Source organism: Microbacterium sp. Se5.02b (genome assembly GCF_019464375.1).
Lineage (GTDB): Bacteria > Actinomycetota > Actinomycetes > Actinomycetales > Microbacteriaceae > Microbacterium.
On sequence record NZ_CP080491.1, the window covers coordinates 2834607 to 2854222 of the forward strand.

A 19616-nucleotide genomic window follows, 5' to 3' on the forward strand; every position below is an offset into this window, starting at 1 on the left:
GATTCGATGACCGAGCAGTGCTGATGACCTCACGACACTCACTTCCCGCTCCTTCCGATTCGATGACTGATGCGGTTCGCGCTGAGCACGACCACCACGACGACCAGGCCGGGCAACGCCGTGAGCCACCACGCGGTGCCGACGTAGTTCCGACCGTCGGCGATCAGCAGCCCCCATTCCGGGGTGGGCGGTGGCGCACCGTAGCCGAGGAACCCCAGAGTGGAGATCGCGAGGATCGCACTGCCGAACTGCAACGCAGCGAGCGCGAGGATCGGCGTCAGGGAGTTCGGCAGCACGTGCCGACGGAGGACCGCGGCGAAGGTGGCACCGCTGCCGAAGGCCGCTTCGACATACTCGGTGCGGCGCACGCGCGCGACCTCGGCACGCATGAGCCTGGCGAACGCGGCGACGCTGCCGAGACCGACGGCGATCGCCGCGTTCACGGTGCCGAAACCCAACAGGATGATCACCGAGAGCGCCAGCAGCAGCCCCGGGATCGCGAGGAGCACGTCGACGATGCGCATCAGCACGTCGTCGACCACACCGCCGACGGCGCCGGCGATCGCGCCGATGAGAGTGCCGAGCGCCAGCCCGACCGTCACCGCGATGAGCGCACCCGACAGCGAGTGCACGGCGCCGTGCACGACCCGTCCGAACAGATCACGACCGAGCGTGTCGATCCCGAACCAGTGCGCGGCGCTCGGCGGCAGCAGCTTGTCGGCCGGAACCCCGGTGAGCGGGTCGCCCGGCGCGAAGACCCCAGGAACGATCGCCCACAGGACGGCCACGCCGACGACGACGAACGCCAGATACAGCCCCACGACCGACCACGCAAGCGACGACGCCGGCGGGGCGAAGGCACGCTCCCGGCGGCGGTCGAGGCCGGTGTGCCGTCGGCCTCGACGGCCGTCTCGGCGATCACGGATGTGGTCATGCGGACACCTCCTGAGGTGCGAGCCGCCCGCCGACGGCGGCGGGGGTACGAGCGACGCTGCGCTGGCGAGGGTCGATGAGAGGGGTCACGAGGTCGACCGCGAAGCTGATGACCACGAAACCGAGCGCCGACAGCAGGACGACGCCCTGCAGCACAGGGATGTCCTGGTTCGCCACGGCCTGCTCCGTGAGGCGGCCGATGCCCGTCCGCCCGAACACGGTCTCGGTCACGACCGCCCCGCCGACCAGTTCGCCGAACAGCACCCCCGCGATCGTGAGGGTGGGCACGGCGGCGTTGCGGGCGACCGAACGCGTCAGCACCCACAGCGGCGGAGCGCCCTTGGCACGGACCACCGTGACGAAGGGCTGCGCCTGCACCTGATCGATCGCGCGGACCAGCACCTGTGCCAGTGGGGCGGAGATCGGCACCGCGAGCGTGAGCACGGGGAGCACGAGCCCGCTCACCGGGTCCGCTCCGACGATCGGCACCCAGCCGAGCCCGAACGAGAACACCTGGATCAGGAGGATGCCGAGCCAGAAGACCGGGACCGCGACGAAGAGACCTGGCACCTGACGCAGGCCGTCGCGCAGCCATGCGAACGGTGCGAGCGAGGAGAGCCCGGCGATCAGGACCGCGAGCAGCAGCGCGACCACGAGTCCGAGCGATGCCAGCAGCAGCGTCGCCGGCAGGGCTTCGGCGAGCATGGTCAGCACCGGCGTGCCGAACTGCGTCGAGAACCCGAAGTCTCCGGCGAGGAACCCGAGACCCGCGTGCACGTACTGCTCCCACCAGGGCAGGTCGGCCCCGTAGGTCGCGCGGATGCTGTCGAGCTGATCCGGGGACAACCCGAGGCTGGGGTCCGAGAACTTGATCAGGATCGCATCGCCCGGCAGCAGCTGCAGCAGGAAGAAGGTGGCCGTGAAGGCCGCGATCAGCACGATCGCGGCCTGCCCGGCTCGTCGGAGGACGAAGCTCATCGAAGCACCATGCCGATCAGTGCTCGGCGAGCCAGACGCCGGAGAATGTGGGGCGCCCCACCGACTCGAAGGCGACACCGTGCACGTAGGTCGCGGTGCCGTACACCTGCGGCTCCTCGAACAGCGGGATCACGTACGCCTGCTCCGCGATGTAGTCCTGCACGGCCTGGGATGCCGCGATCCGCTTGTCGGCATCGGGCTCTGAGGCCACCGCGAGGAGCAGCTCGTCGAGCTTCGCGTCCTTCGAGATCAGCACGTCGCGGTTCTTCGTGAAGTACTGGCTCTTGATGACGTCGAGATCAGCACGACCGACCATCGAGTGGTAGAAGCCGGTCTTCAACGGATCGCGGGTGTCTTCGGCCGCACTGCCCGCATCGCCCGGCTTGACGGTGAGCTCGACACCGACCTTCGCCAACTGCTGCGCGACGAGCTCGAGCGACTGCTTCGACAGGGGCTGCGGCTTGGCCTCGTACACCGTGATGGCGAGCCGTTCCCCGTCCTTCTCGCGGATGCCGTCGGAGCCCGGCTCCCAGCCGGCCTCGTCGAGCAGTTCCGCGGCCTTGTCCGGGTCGTAGACATAGTGCTCCGACTCGTCCTTGTACCCGACGGCCTGCGACGACAGCACCGAGGTCGCCACCGGATAGTTCTCGGTGAAGAGCGTGTCGACGACCTCCTGGGCGTTCACGGCGGCGATGATCGCCTGGCGCACCCGGATGTCGGAGAGCAGCGGGTTCTCGGGGCGCAGGGCGATCGAGTTGTTCACCCCGCGGGTCTGCGGCGCGTAGAGGGTGAAGCCAGCGCCCTCGACGCGATCCTCGTCGAACGCCTGCACATAGCGCACGTAATCCGCCTGCCCCGCGAGCAGCGAACCGATGCGCACCGAGTCCTCCGGGGTGATCAGGACGTGCACCGCGTCGAGGTACGGACGGCCGTCGTTGTCGACCGTGCCGGGACCCCAGTCGTAGTCGTCGCGGGCGGTGAGCGTGTACTCGGTGCCGAGCTTCTCGTCCGTCACGGTGAACGGGCCCGATCCGATGATCTCCGCCGCGTTGCCCGCGCCGAAGTCCTCGATGGTGCCGTCGAGGGTCTCCGGCGACAGCAGGCCGGAGTTGATCGTCGAGGTCGCCTGCAGGAATCCGGGTGAGGGTGCGCTGAAGTGGAACGTCACCGTGTCCTCGTCGACGACCTCGCTGCCGGCGTAGTTGTTGATCGCCTCGGAGACCGTGAGTCCGCGGTCGGCGTCGCCAAGTCCGTAGGTGTCGAAGTTCTTCGCGACCGCAGCGGCGTCGAGCACGGTGCCGTCCGAGAAGGTGATGTCGGGGTTCAGGTCGAACGTGTACTCGGTCGCATCGTCGTTGACCGTCCACTCCGAGGCGACCCACGGCTCGATCTCGAGCGTGTCGGGGTTCTGCCACGTCAGGCGAGCCGCGATGTTGTTCACGATGCCCCCGTTCGGGTAGAACCCTGCCTGCGGCGGATACAGGTTCGTGTAGGCCTGGTGCTCGAGATAGGTGAGGGTGCCGCCCGTGACGGGGTCCCCGCCTTCCGCGGGGGCGTTCGCCGGGGCGGGCGATGAGGCGCACGCGGCGAGGCCGCCGGCGAGGACGAGCGGGAGCGCGAGTGCGGCGGCGCGGGTGAGACGGCGATTCATGCGAGGACTCCTCGGAGGGATGCTGTGGTTCGGGTGGACGGGATGGTGATCACGGTAGGAAGCGGGGATGCGACGGCGCGAGGCCGACGACTCCGCGGGTCGCAAGACGAAACCTCTCGTCACGCGTCGACATAGGAGGACACGCGCAGCCGGTCACGCAGGGTCGCTGGCGGCTTCTCCGCCGCGTCCCCCTCATCGCGCAGGAGTCCGCGACGACGCAGCTCCGGAGCGGCCGTGCGCGTGAACGCCTCGAACTGCGAGGGCTGGAACGCCGACAGCACATTGAAGCCGTCGGCGGCCTCGTCGTCGCGCCAGCGTTCGAAGTGGTCGGCGATCGTGCCGGCATCGCCGACCACGAACGCGGCGGGCACGGCGTGCGCCGCCACGAGGTGTCGCCACGTGAGCGCCTCGCCGGCCGAGCCCGCACCCACGATGCCCGCACCCGCGATGGCTCCCTCGGTGATGCGCAGTCCCGCGATGCGGGCGACACGCTCGATCAGCGCGGCGCCGCGCTCCCCCAGCCGGGCCTCCTCCGCACGCGTCACCGGCCGGTCGAAAGCGGCGGTGCGCAACGGGTCGTCGGCCGGCACCTCGAGGGCGTCGGCGAGCGCGTCCACCGTGCGGTTCTGAGGGAAGGCCGTCCGTGCACTCTGATGGCCCTCCGCGAGCGGGACGAGCGCCAGAAGACGCTCCACGATGCGATGTGCGGCGGTATCCGTGTCGGCGACCACGGGCAGGACCGGTGCGATCACCTTGAGCGCATCCGGTGACCGGCCGGCCTCCACGGCGATGTCACGCAACGTGCGACGCGTCGCGATCGCCTCGGCGATGGTCGGCGCGGCGATGAGTGCCAGGTCGGCCGCGGTCGCCGCGAGCGCGCGCGACCGCGGCGACGTCCCCGCGTGCACGATCGGGATGCGACCCTGCGGTGGTCGGGCGACGTTGAGGGGCCCGGACACCCGCAGGTGCTCTCCGCGAAGGTCGGCGGAGCGGAGTCCTTCCGGATCGATCAGCACCCCTCGATCGGCATCGGCGACCCAGGCGTCCTCGGCCCACGAGTCCCACAGCCGTCGCAACGCCTCCACGAACTCCTCGGCGCGACCGTAACGCGCCTCGTTATCGGCATGCGCGTCCCTGCCATGGTTGCCCGCGGCGCGCGGCTCGGCTCCCGTGACGAGGTTGACGCCAGCGCGGCCCTGCGTCAGCACGTCGAGCGAGGCCAGCGAACGAGCCGTCGTGTAGGGGTCGGCGTAGGTCGTGTTCACGGTCGCGATCAGCCCGATCCGCGAGGTGACGCCCGCGAGGAAGAGCACGGCGCTGACCGGGTCGATGCGGGCGAGGAGATAAGGGTCGCGGAACTCCAGGTCGGGCCCCGTCGCCAGCCAGTCGCCGAAGAAGAGATAGTCGAGCCCCGCACCCTCCCCTCTCGCGCGATGTGCCGGAGGATGGCGGCGTCGGCGGCAGGGTCGCGATGCGCACCGGGGTGCCGCCAGCCGGAGGGGTACGCGCCGAGGGTGCGCACCATCGCACCGATGATGAGGGGATCGGTCATGCCCGACACGGTAGGAGCGCGCGCGACGACGCTGCCATGCCGCCGAAGCCGGGCGTCATGGGATGTAACAGACCGACACACCCGGCACACCCCCTACGCTGAGAGCATGACTGGTCTTCGGTGGGGAATCCTTGCGACCGGCGGTATCGCCGGTGCGTTCGCGTCCGATCTGCGCACGGCGGGGCTCGACCTCGTCGCCGTCGGGTCACGCTCCCAGGAGTCGGCGGACGCCTTCGCCGCACGCTTCGACATCGCGCACGCGCACCCCTCGTACGAAGCGCTCGTGTCCGATCCCGATGTCGACATCATCTACGTCTCCACCCCGCACCCGATGCATCACGAGAACGCACGGCTCGCACTCGAACACGGCAAGCACGTGCTCGTCGAGAAGGCCTTCACGCTGAACCGTGCAGAGGCCGCCGACCTGCAGGCGCTCGCCGCAGAGCGCGGTCTGCTCGTCATGGAGGCGATGTGGACGCGGTACCTGCCGCACATGGTCCGCATCCGCGAGCTCATCGCCGCCGGTGCTCTCGGCGAGATCCGCGCGGTCAGCGCCGATCACACGCAGCTGCTCCCCACCGACCCGACGCACCGGCTCAACGCCCTGGAGCTGGGAGGCGGCGCGCTGCTCGACCTCGGCATCTACCCGCTCTCGTTCATCTGGGACATCCTCGGCGCCCCGACCGAGATCCGCGCCGTCGGCCGACTCATCGAGACAGGCGCCGACTCCGAGGTCGCCACGGTCATGGTCCACGAGGGCGGCGCGATCTCGACGAGCCTCTCGTCGTCACGGGCGTCCGGACCCAACGCCGCCGGCATCATGGGCACGACCGCGCGCATCGACATCGACCGCGTCTGGTACGCCCCGACCACATTCCGCGTGGTGCTCCCCGACGGCACGGTCCAGGAGGAATACGTGTCAGACGTCGAGGGCCGAGGTATGCAGTATCAGGCGCTCGCGGCGGAGCGTCTGGTCCGCGACGGCATCCTCGAGGGCGACATCCTGCCCATCGCCGAGAGCGTGGCGATCATGGGCACGCTCGATGAGATCAGGGCGCAGATCGGCGTCCGCTATCCCCGAGAGGAGGCCTGATCATGGCGGAGACCACCGACGCCCGCGTGGCCGTCTACCTCGACTTCGACAACATCGTCATCTCCTGGTACGACCGCGTGCACGGCCGCAACGCCTACGGCAAGGACCGTCAGCGGATCACCGAGAACCCGAACGACCCCGAGGTCACGGACCGGTTGAGCCGCGCGATGATCGAGGTCGGCGCGATCATCGACTACGCCGCATCCTTCGGCACGCTGGTGCTGACCCGCGCCTACGCCGACTGGTCGTCGCCCGTGAACGCCGAATACCGGTCGCAGCTCGTGGCGCGCGCGGTGGACCTCGTCCAGCTCTTCCCCGCCGCCGCGTATGCGAAGAACGGCGCCGACATCCGACTCGCCGTCGACGCGGTGGAAGACATGTTCCGCCTTCCCGATCTCACCCACGTCGTGATCGTGGCGGGCGACAGCGACTACGTCCCCCTCGCCCAGCGGTGCAAACGGCTCGGTCGGTACGTGATCGGCGTCGGCGTGTCCGGCTCGACCGCCAAGTCCCTCGCCGCCGCGTGCGATGAGTTCGAGTCCTACGACTCGCTGCCGGGCGTCGTCCGCCCCACCAAGGTGGTCGCCGCCCCCGTCGCCGCACCCCCGGTCGAACCCGCAGCACCGATCGCCGAGGCCGCGACGAAGCCCAAGACCGCCCCGAAGCGTGCGAAGTCCAGGCCTGCCGCGAAGACGGAGGAGCCCAGGGTCGAGGACAAGGTCGACGACCAGGAGGTCGCGACGCAGCTGCTGGAGCGTGCGCTGCGTCTCGGCCACGACAAGGCCGATGCCGACGAGTGGCTGCACAGTTCGGCCGTGAAGACGCACATGCGCCGCATGGATCCGTCGTTCAGCGAGAAGGCGCTCGGCTATCGCTCGTTCTCCGACTTCCTCAAGTCGCGTGACGACATCGCCGAGCTCGAGGAGACGGGGCACGAGCGGCTCGTCCGCCTGCGCGAGCCCGCAGCCTGACGACCGATCCCGTACCGCGGCGCGGTCTCACTCGACGAAGTCGTACTCCTGGAACGCGATGACCTCGGGCACCCACCGTTCGGAGACGAACGCCCGGTGCGCGGGGTGCGCGTCGTACGCATCGTAGGCCTCCTGGTCGGCGAAGCGCATGGAGAACTGGTGGGTCAGGTCGCTCTTCGCGCTCACCTGGCGTCGGATCGTGAACTCCTCGACCCCCGGAATCGCGGTGAGGACTGCGTGCCCGGTCGCCAGGAACTCCGCCTCCTCGGCAGACCCCGCGGGGTGGCGCAGGCGGAAGACGACGGTGTGCTGGATCATGCGGGCTCCTGGTCCGGTGGTCACTGATTGCTGAAAGCGGCATCGAAGGATGCCTCGGGTTTCGCCCACAGCAGCGAGCGCACGTGCTGCAGCGCTTCCGGGGCGCCGTGCAGCCGGTCCATCCCGGCGTCCTCCCACTCGATCGAGATCGGGCCGTCGTAGCCGATCGCGTCGAGCGCGCGGAACGCGTCCTCCCACGGGACGTCGCCGTGGCCGGTCGAGACGAAGTCCCAGCCGCGGCGAGGGTCGCCCCACGGCAGATGCGAGCCGAGCACGCCCGCCCGTCCGTTGTGCGGCCGCATCCGGGTGTCCTTGCAGTCCACGTGGTAGATCCGGTCCGCGAAGTCGACGATGAAGCCGACGGGGTCGATGTTCTGCCACATCATGTGCGAGGGATCCCAGTTGAACCCGAACGCCTCACGGTGATCGATCGCATCGAGGGCGCGCACGCTCGACCAGTAGTCGTAGGCGATCTCGCCCGGATGCACCTCGTGCGCGAACCGCACCCCCTCGGCATCGAAGACATCGAGGATCGGGTTCCACCGGTGCGCGAAGTCCTCGAACCCGCCCTCGATCACCGACGAGGGGACGGGCGGGAACATCGCCAGGTACGGCCAGATCGAGGAGCCGGTGAACCCGACGACGGTGTCGATATCGAGCTTGCGGGCGACGCGCGCCGCACGCTTCATGTCCTCCGCTGCCCGCTGCCGCACGCCCTCCGCCTCGCCGTCGCCCCACACGTACTCGCGCAGGATGGCCCGGTGGCGGAAGTCGATCGGCGCATCGCACACGGCCTGACCGGCGAGATGGTTCGAGATCGCGAAGATCTTCAGACCGTGCCGATCGAGGATCTCCTTCCTCGAGGCGAGGTACCTCTCGTCTTCGTCGGCACGCCGCAGATCGAGGTGATCACCGGATGCGGCGACCTCCAGCCCGTCGTAGCCCCACGCGGCGGCGAGGCGAGCGACCTCCTCGAAGGGCAGATCCGCCCATTGACCGGTGAACAGCGTGACCGGATGGCTCGTCATGGGGACTCCTTCGTCTCGGACTCGTGCGGGGTGGTGCGGTGGTCAGGCCCCGAGGGCTCGGAGGGCCGCGATGCTCCGGGCCGCGAGCTCGTCCTGACTCGCCGCGAGCGGGCGCCAGACCGAGGCCGCGACCGCGATCGTGGCGTTGTCTCCCGTGAAGCTCTCCAGGCCGAGCGGGCCGTGATAGTCGGCGTCGTCCAGCGCGCGGAGCATCTCGGGCCAGTCGGTGTGGTCGTCGCCGACGGCCCCGCGATCGCTGCCGCACACCTGCACGTGGGCGATCGCCGACCCCGCGGCGCGGATCGCATCGGCCGGCCTCTTCTCCTCGATGTTGAGGTGGTAGGTGTCGAGGGCGAGTCCGACACCGGCGCCCAGCAACGGCTCGAGGGCGTCGAGGCTCTGCGCGACCGTGTTGAGCACACTCGTCTCGTAGCGGTTCAGGGGCTCCACGGCCAGGGTCACCCCCACGGCCGCCGCGTCATCGGCGAGCGCTGCCAGGTTCTCGCGCAGCTCTCCGACGACCGCGGCCCGTTCCTCCCGGTCCATCCGCCAGGTGACGCCGGTGGGGCTGTAGAAGGGACCGGCGACCGTCGTGGCACCCAGCACCTCGGCCGTGCGGAGACAGGCACGCAGATACTCCTGCGTCGCCGTGACATCGCCCACGCGTCCGATAAGCGAGCGCCCGGGCCCCATGGCGCCGACCACGATCGCGCCGAGGCCCAGTCGGTCGAGCACGTCACGGGCACGCGCGGCGTCCCAGTCGCCGATGCTCTCCAGTGGCAGCTCCAGCGCGTCGTAGCCGAGATCCCTGGCCGTGCGGGCGAGCGGCTCGAGCGTCGCATCCGTGAGCGGAGACGTCCACACCCAGGTGTTGACGGCGATCGTGCGGGGCATCATCGTCCTTTGATCGTGAAGACGCTCCCACCCTCCCACTCCGCGCGTGCGGAACGGAAGGGCGGGAGCATCGGGGTTACGGGATCTGCCGTTCCTGCCACACGGTCGGGTAGCCGGGGAGGTTCTCCCCGCCGAACTTCGCGTAGTGGCCGTCCGGCATGCCCTCGTTCGCGGCCAGGTAGTCGTCGAGCTCCGGTTCCGTGATCGGCTTCTGCGGCAGCACCCACTCCTTGGGCACCTCGGTGCCGGCGAAGACCATCTGCGCTGCGAGAAGCGGCGTGCGCCACTGGAAGTTCGAGTACACGGGGGCGAGTCCGGTGAGCCCCGTGTCCTTCCACTTGCGGAGGAAGCTCATCTCGTCCTCACCGGTCATCACGGGGTAGTCCGCTCCCGCGTCCTCGAACGCCTCGATGGCGGCCACCGCGCCATCGCCCGCGTCCATCCAGATGCCGTCGACGTCGCCCTTGGCGAGCTCGTCGCTGATGATGCTCTTGATCTCGGCAGGGTCGGCGCCCGTGAAGTGATCCACGGCGTCGATGCCGGCTTCGTCGAACAGCTTCTTCGCGCCGGCCCAGCGGTGCTCGAGCACGTCCACACCCGGGAGGATGCGGAGCGCCACGACCTTGTCGCCCTCTTCGAGGTTGTCGATCAGGAACTCGGCGGTGTCGATGCCCCAGGCGAATCCGCCGATCGGGTGGATGAACGTGACAGGGCAGTCGGTGTTGACGCCGCGGTCGAACACGATGACGGGCTTGCCGGTCTCGCACGCCCTGTCGACGGCCGGGGTCATGGCCGCCGTGCTGTTCGGCGAGATGAGGAAGACATCGCAGTCGCCATCGGAGATGAAGTAGTCGATGTCGGCGATCTGCGTGTCGTCGGAGTCCTGCGCGTCGCGCGTCTCCATCTCGCTGATCGCCCCGGCCTCCTGCAGCGCCTTCAACTGCTCGTTCATCGTGATCCAGCCCGTCTGACGCCACGGGTTGGAGATCGAGGCGTTCGCGAAGCAGGCTTTCTTCGCCCCCTCGCTGGCGAACTCCGAGGTGTCGACCATCTCGGCGTTGATGTGCTGCAGGTAGGGCTCATCAGCCGGTCCCTGCGGGTCGACGCCGCGTTCCTCGTCCTGCTTGTCGAAGAGCTCCTGGTCGAACCACTCGGTCGTCTCCGCCGTCTCGTCGGGGTTCTCGGACTCGGCCGGCGCCACGGACGGGTCGGTCGTGCACCCGGCGAGCGCGATGAGGCCGAAGAGAGCCACCCCCGCGGTGGCGATCTTCATTGATCGTCGCATTGCTAATCTCCTCTGGTTTCTGTGTGGATGGTGCTGGTGGATCTGTCGGATCTGTTGGTGCTGTCGGATCTGTTGGTGCTGTCGGATCTGTCAGTGCTGTCGGTGCTGTCGGTTTCTGCGGCAATGGGCTCTGGGGTCTGCGGGCCGCGCTTCCGCCGTGCCCGGAAGGCGACGGCGGAGTACGCGACGGCGGCGATGATGATGACGCCCTGCACCGCATCGCGGAGCGTGGACGGGACACCGGCGATGTTCAGCAGCATGAAGACGGCTTCGAGGGCGAAGGCGCCGGCGACCGCGCCGACGATCCAGCCCCGGCCCCCGCCGAGCACGACGCCGCCGAGGACCACCGCGGTGATCGCCGTGAACTCGTAGCCGCGACCGACCGAGGGGTGCACGCCGGCGTAGCCGACCAGGAGCACGGCCGACAGTGAGGCCGACAGCGACGAGATGATGAACGCGCGGGTGGTGACCCAGGCGCGACGTGCACCGGCGTAGTCGACGGCGCTCGCGTTGTCGCCCACCGCCATGAGGGTCTTGCCCAGGGGGCGCTTGGTGATCCAGATCCCGAGCGCGAGCCACGCGATCAGGATCAGGACGGCCCAGGGGATGAAGTCGAGCAGCGGCACCTCACGGATACCCCCTCGCCCGATCTCGCGGAAGCTGTCTGCCGGGTTTCCGGTGGCCGCACCGCCGGTCCACCACATGACGCCGCCGAGGAGGGCGAGCATCATGCCGAGCGTGACAATGAACGACGGCACCTTGAGCAGTGTCGTGATGATGCCGTTCACGAGGCCGACGGCGACGCCGAACACGACCATCAGGAGCAGCACGGGAATCGTGCGGGCGTCGTCCTGGCCCACCAGGTTGCCGGCGACGATGACCTGCGCCGTGATGAGCGATCCCTGCGAGAGATCGAACTCGCCGGCGATGATCACGAAGTACTGCCCGATGGCGACGATCGCGATGGGCGCGACGCGCTGGATGAAGCGCATGAACTGGCCGGGCTCCGCGAAGCTCGGGTTGAGGATCGTGACGGCGACGAGCAGGATCACCAGGAGCAGGAAGACCGCCCCACGGGGGCTCACGAGTGTGCGCAGCGCGTTCATGAGCGCCCTCCTTCCGCCGCGGGAGCGGTATCAGGCGCGACGCCGTCGACCGCGCCGACGCTGGTCCCTGGGTCGGCGAGTTGCGACGCGGCGTCCGCCATGTCGGCATCGGCGGCCTTCGCCGCATCGTCGCCACCGGTGCGCGTGCCACCGGCGCCGAAGCGCGGTCGACGCCGGGCGATCGAGCGACGGCTGTACACGGCGACGGCCGCCACGATCACCACGCCGCGAACGACGTCCTTGAGGAACGGGTTGACCTGCATGACGCTCATCACGTTGTCGACGACGGCGAGGATCGCGACGCCGCCGATCGTGCCCCAGATGGAGCCGCGGCCGCCCAGCAGGAGCGTGCCGCCGAGCACGACCGCCGCGATCGAGAGCAGCGCGTAGCCGCCCTGCTGTCCGACGGTCGGGCTGCCGACCCCGAGCCGGCTGGCGAGGAGGAGTCCGGCGAGTCCCGCGAACACCGAGCACAGCACGTGCGCCCAGATCAGCGGCATGCGCGTGCGGACGCCCGACAGCCGCGCGATCTCGGGGTCGCCGCCCACCGCGTACAGGTGAGCACCGGTGCGCGTGCGGTTCAGCAGGAGCCAGACGACGACGGCGAGCACGATCATGATGAGCGTCGACACGGGTACCGGACCCACGCCGGTGGCCCCGATGAGCTGGAACGCCCAGGGGACGTCGCCCGCCGATCCCTCGAAGTTCGTGTTGAGGATCCCCTGCAGGATGAGTCCGACGCCCAGAGTGGCGATGAAGCCGTTCACCTTGAGCACCGTGACGATGAGGCCGTTCAACAGGCCGACTCCGGCGCAGACGAGCAGCGTGACGACGACGGCGACAGGGATGTTGTCCGCGTTGCCGTTCATGATGGTCGCCGCGAGCAGGCTCGACAGACTGATCACGTAGGTCACCGAGAGATCGAGCGATGCGCCGAGGACCACGAGCGTCTGCCCGATCGCCACGAGTCCGAGCACGCTCATGCCGGTGAGGATGTCGCGGATGTTGCCTGGACTCAGGAAGTTGCGTCCCACCGTCGCGACGAGGATCGCGCCGACGATGGTCACGAGGAGGAGGATGCCGAGGACGATGACCGTCGAGTCGATCTTCAGCCGCTTCATCGTGCACCTCCGTCCGCTGCCGTGCCGGTGTCCGCGGCGCCCGTCGCGGCGCCCAGGATCTCGTGCTCAGCCGACCCCGCGGGGAGCTCGGCGACGAGTTCGCCGTCGTGCATCACGAGGATGCGGTCGCTCATGCCGATGACCTCCGGCAGCTCGCTCGACACCATCAGCACGGCCTTGCCCTGCGCGGCCAGGTCACGCATGAGCTGGTAGACCGCGTACTTCGCACCGACGTCGATGCCGCGCGTCGGCTCGTCGAAGAGCACGATCTGCGGCTGGGTGAGGAGCCATTTGGCGAGCACGACCTTCTGTTGATTGCCACCGGAGAGGAACCGCACCTCCTGGTCGACTCCGCGGGAGCTGACCTCGAGGGAGCTCAGGACGCCTGGCACCTCGCGACGCGATGCGGCGGTCCGGCGCGCGAACACGCTGCGGACGACCAGGAGGGCGTTGTCCATCACGGATTGCCCGAGTGCGAGTCCCTGGGCCTTGCGGTCTTCCGAGACCAGGGCGAGTCCTGCCCGCACGGCCGCGCGGGCGCTCGTGATGCGCGCGGGTGCCCCGTCGATCCGCATCGTCCCGCGGGTGAAAGCCTGGATGCCGAAGATCCCCTCGACCAGTTCGGTGCGACCGGAGCCCTGCAACCCCGCGATGCCGACGATCTCCCCGGCACGCAGCGCGAGGGTCACGTCGTCCACGTAGGCGTTGCCGCAGCCTTCGAGCTCGAGCCGCGGCGCTCCGACCGTCGTCCCCCGACCGCATCGGGGAAGTACGACTGGATCGACCGGCCGACCATGCGCCGGACCAGCTCGTCCGTGGTGAGGGCCCTGGTGTCGTCGGTCGACACGAGCGCGCCGTCCTTGAGGATCGTGATGCGGTCGCACAGGTCGAAGATCTCCTTCAACCGGTGCGACACGTAGATCACGGCAACGCCGCGAGACGTCAGCCGCCGGATGATCGCGTACAGCAGCTCGACCTCGCGGTCGCTGAGCGCGGCGGTCGGCTCGTCCATCGAGATGACCCGCGCGTCGAACGAGAGCGCCTTGACGATCTCGACGATCTGCTGCTCTGCCACCGTGAGCGAACCCACGCGCGCCTGCGGCTCGATGAACGAGACGCCGAGGTCGTCCAGCAGTTCCGCGGTCCTGGTGTTCATCGCACGCTGGTCGACGAAGCCGCGGCGGCGCGGTTCACGGCCGAGATAGACGTTCTGGGCGACCGTGCGCTCCGGCAGGAGGGTGAACTCCTGGAAGACCGTGACGATGCCGGCGTCCATCGCCTGCCGCGGGTGCGCGTGATGGACCTCTTCCCCGCGATACGAGATCACTCCCTCGTCCGCGGGCTGCACGCCGGCGATGATCTTCATGAGGGTCGACTTGCCCGCGCCGTTCTCCCCGACCAGTCCGTGCACCTCGCCGGGGTGCACGTCGAAGTCGACGCCGTGGAGCACCTCGACGCCGAAGAACGACTTGCGGATGCCGGCGACGGCGAGCACCGGCTGCGTCGTCGTGGTCGCCGTCATGACGTCACCTCCACCCATCGTCCGCCGTCCGCCGCCGAAGCGAGCACGGCCTCCGTCAGCACCGCGGAACGGTAGCCGTCCGCGAAGGTCGGCAGGCCATCGGGGTGCGCCCCGGAGATGGCCGCGTACACGTCGCCGACGAACCCGTTGAAGGCGTCCTGGTAGCCCATCGCATGTCCGGAGGGCACACGCTGGAGTCGGGCGGAGTCGGGATCGGCGGTCGCGGGGTCGCGCAGCAGTAGCCGGGATTCCTCGCGCATGCCGATCCAGAGCTCCTCCGGTCGTTCCTGCTCGAACCGCAGACTCTGCCGCGAGCCGTGCAGCTCGAGCGTGAGCGCATTCTTGCGTCCTGCGGCCATCTGCGAGATGAGCAGCGTACCCAGGGCGCCCGACACGGTCTCCACCAGCACGGCCACGATGTCCTCGGTGTCCACGGCACGTCCGGAACGCTCGGAGTAGACCCGGCGGGTGCGCGCGCTCAGCGCCTGGATCCGCTCGCCGATCACGAACTCGATGAGGTCGCACAGGTGCGATCCGATGTCGGCGAACGCCCGTGAGGCGCCGGCTGCGTCGGACCGCACCCGCCAGTCGTCGTCGCTCTCGAGGAGCATCCAGTCCTGCAGGTACGCGCAGTCGAGGGTGAGGAGCTCGCCGATCTCGCCGCGGGCGATGCGTGCGCGGGCCTCACGCACCATCGGGTGATAGCGGTAGATGAACGGCACGGCTGCGACACGCCCCTGGGCCACGGCCGCGTCCGCGAGGATCCTGGCGTCGGGGGCCGTCGTCGCGAGCGGCTTCTCGCAGATCACATGCTTGCCCGCCGACAGCGCGCGCAGGGCGAGGTCGGCGTGCGTGATGTTCGGGGTGCAGATGTGCACGACGTCGATGTCCGCGGCTTCGAGCAGCGCGGCCGCGTCGTTCTCCGCACGGTCGGCGCCGAGCGCTTCGGCGGCCTCGCGTCCTCCCGATGCGGAACGGGTGGCGACCGCGCGCAGCTCGCCGCCGGCGTCGCGGGCCGCGGTGCGATGCACCCGCGCCATGAATCCTCCGCCGAGGATGCCGGCTCGGATCGTCCCGAGACCGGTGTCAGTGACATCCGTTGTCATGCCGCCGATTCTGACACAGACCTTTCGACTTTTGCTAGCCCCTCGTCAAAAGTTGTCGGCTCCGAATCCGAAGTCAATCGACGAGACGCCGAAGTGCTGTGGTTTACTGACGCAATGGTTGACGTTCCGAGGCCGGCGCCGGCGATCTCCTCCGGCAGCGGAGAGATCTTCCAGATCCTTCGCGACGGCCGCGCACGCACCAAGGCCGAGCTCGCGGCTCTCACCGGTCTCGCACGCTCCACGGTCGCGCTCCGCGTCGACGCGCTTCTCGCGGTCGGCCTCCTCCGCCCCGCCGGCGAGGCGGTGTCCACGGGAGGTCGCCCGCCCGCCAGGGTCGCCTTCAATCCGCGCGCCGGCCTCGTGCTCGCCGTCGACCTCGGCGCGACCCATGCCACGGTCGCGGTCGCCGACCTCGCCGGGGTGATCCTCGACGCCCGCACCCGCACGATCGACATCGGCGACGGACCGGAGAGCCTTCTCGACACACTCCTCGCCGACGCCGCCGAGCTCCTCCACATCGCGGCGGACGAGCTCCCGCTGTTCGGTGTGGGCATCGGCGTCCCCGGCCCCGTCGAGCACTCGACCGGCCGACCGACCAACCCGCCGATCATGCCGGGGTGGGACCGGTTCGACGTTCCGGCGTACGTGCAGAAGGTGTTCGACGTGCCCGTGCTCGTCGACAACGACGTCAACATCCTCGCTCTCGGAGAGCAGGCCACAACGTGGCCCGATGTCGATGACCTGATCTTCGTCAAGGTGTCCACCGGCATCGGCGCCGGGATCATCGCCGGTGGTCAGCTGCAGCGCGGCGCACAGGGCTCTGCGGGAGACATGGGCCACGTGCAGGTGCCGACGGGGCCGGATCGGCCCGCGAACCGGGCGACGAGCGCGACCTCGAAGCGCTCGCGAGCGGCTCGGCGCTCGCGGTCGCGCTGCGTGCACAGGGACTCGAAGCCCACAGCGCATCGGACGTGGTCGACCTCGTGCGCGCAGGCAACGCCGCGGCGATCGAGGCGACCCGGCAGGCGGGGCGAGACGTGGGCGAGGTGCTCGCCACGGTCGTCAACCTGCTGAACCCGTCGATCATCGTGCTGGGCGGCAGCATCGCGCGGGCGGGAGAGCACCTGTTGGCCGGTGTCCGCGAGGTCGTGTATCGCCGCTCGATCCCGCTCGCGACACAGCATCTCGCCATCGTGCAGTCCCAGGCCGGCGACCGCGCCGCGGTCCTCGGAGCGGCGATCATGGTCGCGCGCGAGGTGCTGTCACCGGCGAACGTCGACCGTCAGGTGGCAGCGAAGGCACGGTGATCCGCGCCTCCGCCGTCACGAGCGGCCGCGGTCAGAGGGTGGCCGCGAACGGGTCGAAGTCCGCGTCGATCGATCCGACCTGATCCAGGCTGCTCTGCACGTCGACGAAGCTGCGCGACTCGGCGGCCTCCTCGATCGACAGAAGCGTGTCGAGCACGTGGTACCCGAACTCCCCCGTGGCCACGTGCGGGCGGTCTGCGGCGATCGAACGGACCATGTCGAGCAGTCCCACCCCACGCCCGGAGAGCACACCCTCCTGCGCCACGTCGAGGATCTCCTGCTGGATCGGCTCCGGCGGGACGAACAGACGCGTGAGCGGCCGGGTGATCGAGATCGCGCCGCCGAAGGTGTTCGGATCGGGGATCACGATCGTGCCCTCGGTGCCGGTGATCTCCACGACGCCCTGCCGCAGCATGGGGGAATCCGTGCTGTAGAGGCTCTGCGCCTGACCGCCCTCTTCGAAGGCCGTCAGCACGCTGAGCGTGGAGGGGATCTCGACAGGGAACTCCTGGCCGGCGAGCTCGCCGACCTGCACACGGCGGGTGGGCGTGCCCTGGAGGCCCAGAGCGGCGACCGAGGCGACGGGACCGAACACATGAACGAGCGCCGAGACGTAGTACGGCCCCATGTCCAGCAGCGGCCCCGCACCCTTCGCGTACAGGAACGAGGGATTCGGGTGGAAGATCTCCGGACCCTGCCACTGGAAGGTGGTCTGGGCGAAGAGGGGACGACCGATGTCACCCCTCGCGATAGCCCGCTTCGCCGTCTGCACGCCCGGTCCGAGCACCGTGTCCGGCGCCACGCCGACGCGGAGACCGGCGGCATCGGCCTTCTCCAGCAGTCGGCGCGACTCCTCGCGGCTCACCCCGATCGGCTTCTCGGTCCACACGTGCTTGCCTGCCGCGATGATCGCCTCCGAGACCTCGACATGCACGGCCGGGATCGTGAGATTCACGACCACGTCGATCTCCGGGTCCTCGAGGACGACGTCAACGCCGCCGGAACGCGGGACGCCGTACTTCTCGGCCTGCGTCCTGGCACGCTCCTCGATCAGGTCGGCGACCGCGATGACGCGGACGTCGGGGAACGTGGTGAGGTTCGACAGATACTGGTCGCTGATGTTGCCCGCGCCGATGATGCCGACGCCGACGGGACCCGCACCGATCGCCATCAGCCGGCCACCTTCTCGTCGAGGTAGACGCGGCTGCGCTCGATCGCGTCGAACAGGTCGCCCTCGTAGTGGTCGAACTCCACGATCGCGAGCTCCAGAGCCGGTGCCGCGGCGATCGCCTCGACCAGCGGGACGGATCCTTCTCCCGCGGCCACTTGATCGGCGGGCGGGTACGCGCCGGCGAGCGCGGGGTCGAGAGTGCCGTCCTTGGCATGCACCGCGATCACACGACTGCCGAGGCGCTCCAGCAGGGCGACGGGATCGACGCCGCCACGGGCCACCCAGTACAGGTCGACCTCGAGCACGACGCGCTCGTCGAGGAGGCCCGCGAGGACCTCGAGGCCGGTCACACCGTCGAAGACGGCCTCCAGCTCATGCGCGTGATTGTGGTATCCCACCCGGACGCCCTGAGCTGCCCCGATCTCGGCTGCCGCGTTCAGCAGTCGGGCGGTCTCCTCGATCTGCGCGACCGACTCCCACCGGGCCGGCGCGGTGTACGGGTCGATGACGGTTCCCATGCCGAGCACCTTCGCCGCCGCGAAGACCTCCGCGGGCGAGGGCACCGGCACCGTGGTGCCGCTGCCGTCGGGGTTCACGAACGAGGTCGACGCCAGGAAGGCATGCCCGGACGGTGCGCGCAGTCCCGCAGCCGACAACGCGGCGGCGAGAGGTTCGGCCCGGCGCACGAAGTCGTAGGGCTCGACGGCCGTGAACCCGCGGGCGGCCACCGCCGCAAGCGATCCTTCGAGGTCGGACTCCAGCTCCTCCTTGATGGTGAACAGCTGCAGGGAGGTCTGAATCGTCATCGGTCGTGCTCCTTCGGTCATCGGCGACGTGGCGGGAATCCTGTCCCGTGGAGGCACGCTACCACCAAATACCTCCACGCGGAAGTTTTTGTTCGCTAGACTCTCCCCATGCCCGAAGAGACGCCAGAGCAGCTCGAGCATCCCCGCCAGCGGGGCGCCTACGCCAAGGGCATCGCACGGCGACAGGAGATCCTCGATCGCGCGATCGAGGTCTTCGCCGAGCGGGGTTCCGATCGCACGAGTCTCCGTTCCATCGCGCGGGAGGTCGGGGTCACCCATGCCGCCCTCACCCACTACTTCGGCTCCCTCGAAGAGCTCCTCGTCGCGGTGTACGAAGAGAGCAACGCGCCAGGACGACAGCCGGAGGCCCCCTCCGAGGAGGTGACTCCCGTGGAGATGATGATCGAGTCGGCCCGCATCAACCGTTCCGTCCCCGGTCTCGTGCAGCTGTACTCCACGCTCGTCGCGTCCGCCCTCGAAGAGGGCCACCCGGCGGCTCGCACCTTCGCCACCGGTCGGTTCGCACGCCTTCGCGACCGGCTCGCCGACACCGTGCGGCAGCAGCAGGACGACGGTCGCATCCGGACCGATGTCGATCCGGACGCCGTCGCCGCGTTGGTGGTCGCCGCCTCCGACGGCCTGCAGACCCAATGGCTGCTCGATGAGACGGCACCGCAGCACGAGGCGCTCGCGCTCCTCGACCGCCTGCTGCGCCCTGTGCCGGAGCATCCGGAGCACCGGGCCGAGCGCCCATGACCCCGAGCTAGGCTCGAA

The 19616-nt window shown here is 69.4% G+C and carries 18 protein-coding genes and 1 pseudogene; 4 read left to right on the top strand and 15 right to left on the bottom strand.

What is annotated here, in order from left to right:
• Positions 1–38: 38 nt before the first annotated feature.
• The 4 genes from K1X59_RS13960 to K1X59_RS13975 form a co-directional block, all read right to left on the bottom strand.
• A complete protein-coding gene (locus K1X59_RS13960; RefSeq protein ID WP_258566854.1) occupies positions 39–821 on the bottom strand; it encodes an ABC transporter permease in 783 nt (260 codons plus the stop codon).
• Positions 822–930: 109 nt separating this feature from the next.
• Positions 931–1911 (bottom strand): ABC transporter permease, encoded by a 981-nt coding sequence (locus tag K1X59_RS13965; protein ID WP_220173509.1) that lies wholly within the window; start codon positions 1909–1911, stop codon positions 931–933.
• 16 nt (positions 1912–1927) lie between these two features.
• Positions 1928–3562: a TIGR04028 family ABC transporter substrate-binding protein gene (locus tag K1X59_RS13970; protein WP_183150520.1), complete on the bottom strand. Its 1635-nt coding sequence runs from the start codon at positions 3560–3562 to the stop codon at positions 1928–1930.
• A 119-nt stretch (positions 3563–3681) separates the two neighbouring features.
• Complete coding sequence (locus K1X59_RS13975) at positions 3682–5055, bottom strand: LLM class flavin-dependent oxidoreductase (protein ID WP_309491657.1); 1374 nt, start codon at positions 5053–5055, stop codon at positions 3682–3684.
• Between the two features lie 165 nt (positions 5056–5220).
• Between K1X59_RS13975 and K1X59_RS13980 the strand changes: the two genes are divergently transcribed.
• Together K1X59_RS13980 and K1X59_RS13985 are read left to right on the top strand one after the other, a co-directional pair.
• Positions 5221–6207, top strand: coding sequence for a Gfo/Idh/MocA family protein (locus tag K1X59_RS13980; protein ID WP_183150521.1), 987 nt, complete (start codon positions 5221–5223; stop codon positions 6205–6207).
• 2 nt (positions 6208–6209) lie between these two features.
• The gene (locus K1X59_RS13985) at positions 6210–7178 is read left to right on the top strand and encodes an NYN domain-containing protein (RefSeq protein ID WP_220173510.1); all 969 of its coding nucleotides are present in this window, start codon (positions 6210–6212) and stop codon (positions 7176–7178) included.
• 27 nt (positions 7179–7205) lie between these two features.
• Here the strand turns inward: K1X59_RS13985 and K1X59_RS13990 are convergent, their stop codons facing one another.
• The 9 genes from K1X59_RS13990 to K1X59_RS14025 all read right to left on the bottom strand — a co-directional run bounded on the left by K1X59_RS13990 (position 7206) and on the right by K1X59_RS14025 (position 15558).
• Positions 7206–7496 (bottom strand): Dabb family protein, encoded by a 291-nt coding sequence (locus K1X59_RS13990; protein WP_183150522.1) that lies wholly within the window; start codon positions 7494–7496, stop codon positions 7206–7208.
• Between the two features lie 20 nt (positions 7497–7516).
• Positions 7517–8524 (bottom strand): sugar phosphate isomerase/epimerase, encoded by a 1008-nt coding sequence (locus tag K1X59_RS13995; RefSeq protein ID WP_183150523.1) that lies wholly within the window; start codon positions 8522–8524, stop codon positions 7517–7519.
• 42 nt (positions 8525–8566) lie between these two features.
• Positions 8567–9418 (bottom strand): sugar phosphate isomerase/epimerase, encoded by an 852-nt coding sequence (locus tag K1X59_RS14000; protein ID WP_183150524.1) that lies wholly within the window; start codon positions 9416–9418, stop codon positions 8567–8569.
• Between the two features lie 76 nt (positions 9419–9494).
• On the bottom strand, positions 9495–10691 hold the full coding sequence (locus K1X59_RS14005) for a substrate-binding domain-containing protein (RefSeq protein WP_396652548.1): 1197 nt from the start codon (positions 10689–10691) through the stop codon (positions 9495–9497).
• Positions 10692–10705: 14 nt separating this feature from the next.
• Positions 10706–11809 carry an ABC transporter permease gene (locus K1X59_RS14010; protein ID WP_244632041.1) on the bottom strand — a complete coding sequence of 368 codons (1104 nt, stop codon included), beginning with the start codon at positions 11807–11809 and terminating at the stop codon, positions 10706–10708.
• Positions 11806–12930, bottom strand: coding sequence for an ABC transporter permease (locus K1X59_RS14015; RefSeq protein WP_183150526.1), 1125 nt, complete (start codon positions 12928–12930; stop codon positions 11806–11808). The genes K1X59_RS14010 and K1X59_RS14015 overlap by 4 nt, the downstream gene beginning before the upstream one ends.
• A complete protein-coding gene (locus K1X59_RS22500) occupies positions 12927–13628 on the bottom strand; it encodes an ATP-binding cassette domain-containing protein (RefSeq protein WP_309491582.1) in 702 nt (233 codons plus the stop codon). The genes K1X59_RS14015 and K1X59_RS22500 overlap by 4 nt, the downstream gene beginning before the upstream one ends.
• Positions 13616–14452, bottom strand: a complete 837-nt coding sequence (locus K1X59_RS22505; protein WP_309491583.1) for an ATP-binding cassette domain-containing protein — start codon at positions 14450–14452, stop codon at positions 13616–13618. Before K1X59_RS22505 ends, K1X59_RS22500 begins: the two co-directional genes overlap by 13 nt.
• Complete coding sequence (locus K1X59_RS14025; protein ID WP_183150527.1) at positions 14449–15558, bottom strand: Gfo/Idh/MocA family protein; 1110 nt, start codon at positions 15556–15558, stop codon at positions 14449–14451. Before K1X59_RS14025 ends, K1X59_RS22505 begins: the two co-directional genes overlap by 4 nt.
• Positions 15559–15672: 114 nt before the next feature.
• Here K1X59_RS14025 and K1X59_RS14030 point away from each other — a divergent pair.
• Positions 15673–16865: pseudogene (locus K1X59_RS14030) on the top strand (ROK family protein).
• Positions 16866–16896: 31 nt separating this feature from the next.
• Here the strand turns inward: K1X59_RS14030 and K1X59_RS14035 are convergent.
• Together K1X59_RS14035 and K1X59_RS14040 are read right to left on the bottom strand one after the other, a co-directional pair.
• Positions 16897–18036, bottom strand: coding sequence for a Gfo/Idh/MocA family protein (locus K1X59_RS14035; RefSeq protein ID WP_183150528.1), 1140 nt, complete (start codon positions 18034–18036; stop codon positions 16897–16899).
• Complete coding sequence (locus K1X59_RS14040; protein ID WP_183150529.1) at positions 18036–18842, bottom strand: sugar phosphate isomerase/epimerase; 807 nt, start codon at positions 18840–18842, stop codon at positions 18036–18038. The genes K1X59_RS14035 and K1X59_RS14040 overlap by 1 nt, the downstream gene beginning before the upstream one ends.
• A 108-nt stretch (positions 18843–18950) precedes the next feature.
• Between K1X59_RS14040 and K1X59_RS14045 the strand changes: the two genes are divergently transcribed.
• Positions 18951–19598: a TetR/AcrR family transcriptional regulator gene (locus tag K1X59_RS14045; protein WP_183150530.1), complete on the top strand. Its 648-nt coding sequence runs from the start codon at positions 18951–18953 to the stop codon at positions 19596–19598.
• Positions 19599–19616: the final 18 nt, after the last annotated feature.

Bases quoted from the DNA above. Each gene is read 5' to 3' on its own strand.
- K1X59_RS14005 (WP_396652548.1), bottom strand. From the start codon at position 10,691: ATGAAGATCGCCACCGCGGGGGTGGCTCTCTTCGGCCTCATCGCGCTC.
- K1X59_RS22505 (WP_309491583.1), bottom strand. From the start codon at position 14,452: ATGACGGCGACCACGACGACGCAGCCGGTGCTCGCCGTCGCCGGCATC.
- K1X59_RS14000 (WP_183150524.1), bottom strand. From the start codon at position 9,418: ATGCCCCGCACGATCGCCGTCAACACCTGGGTGTGGACGTCTCCGCTC.
- K1X59_RS14035 (WP_183150528.1), bottom strand. From the start codon at position 18,036: ATGGCGATCGGTGCGGGTCCCGTCGGCGTCGGCATCATCGGCGCGGGC.
- K1X59_RS13980 (WP_183150521.1), top strand. From the start codon at position 5,221: ATGACTGGTCTTCGGTGGGGAATCCTTGCGACCGGCGGTATCGCCGGT.
- K1X59_RS14010 (WP_244632041.1), bottom strand. From the start codon at position 11,809: ATGAACGCGCTGCGCACACTCGTGAGCCCCCGTGGGGCGGTCTTCCTG.
- K1X59_RS13995 (WP_183150523.1), bottom strand. From the start codon at position 8,524: ATGACGAGCCATCCGGTCACGCTGTTCACCGGTCAATGGGCGGATCTG.
- K1X59_RS14015 (WP_183150526.1), bottom strand. From the start codon at position 12,930: ATGAAGCGGCTGAAGATCGACTCGACGGTCATCGTCCTCGGCATCCTC.
- K1X59_RS14045 (WP_183150530.1), top strand. From the start codon at position 18,951: ATGCCCGAAGAGACGCCAGAGCAGCTCGAGCATCCCCGCCAGCGGGGC.
- K1X59_RS14040 (WP_183150529.1), bottom strand. From the start codon at position 18,842: ATGACGATTCAGACCTCCCTGCAGCTGTTCACCATCAAGGAGGAGCTG.
- K1X59_RS14025 (WP_183150527.1), bottom strand. From the start codon at position 15,558: ATGACAACGGATGTCACTGACACCGGTCTCGGGACGATCCGAGCCGGC.
- K1X59_RS13990 (WP_183150522.1), bottom strand. From the start codon at position 7,496: ATGATCCAGCACACCGTCGTCTTCCGCCTGCGCCACCCCGCGGGGTCT.
- K1X59_RS13985 (WP_220173510.1), top strand. From the start codon at position 6,210: ATGGCGGAGACCACCGACGCCCGCGTGGCCGTCTACCTCGACTTCGAC.
- K1X59_RS13965 (WP_220173509.1), bottom strand. From the start codon at position 1,911: ATGAGCTTCGTCCTCCGACGAGCCGGGCAGGCCGCGATCGTGCTGATC.
- K1X59_RS13970 (WP_183150520.1), bottom strand. From the start codon at position 3,562: ATGAATCGCCGTCTCACCCGCGCCGCCGCACTCGCGCTCCCGCTCGTC.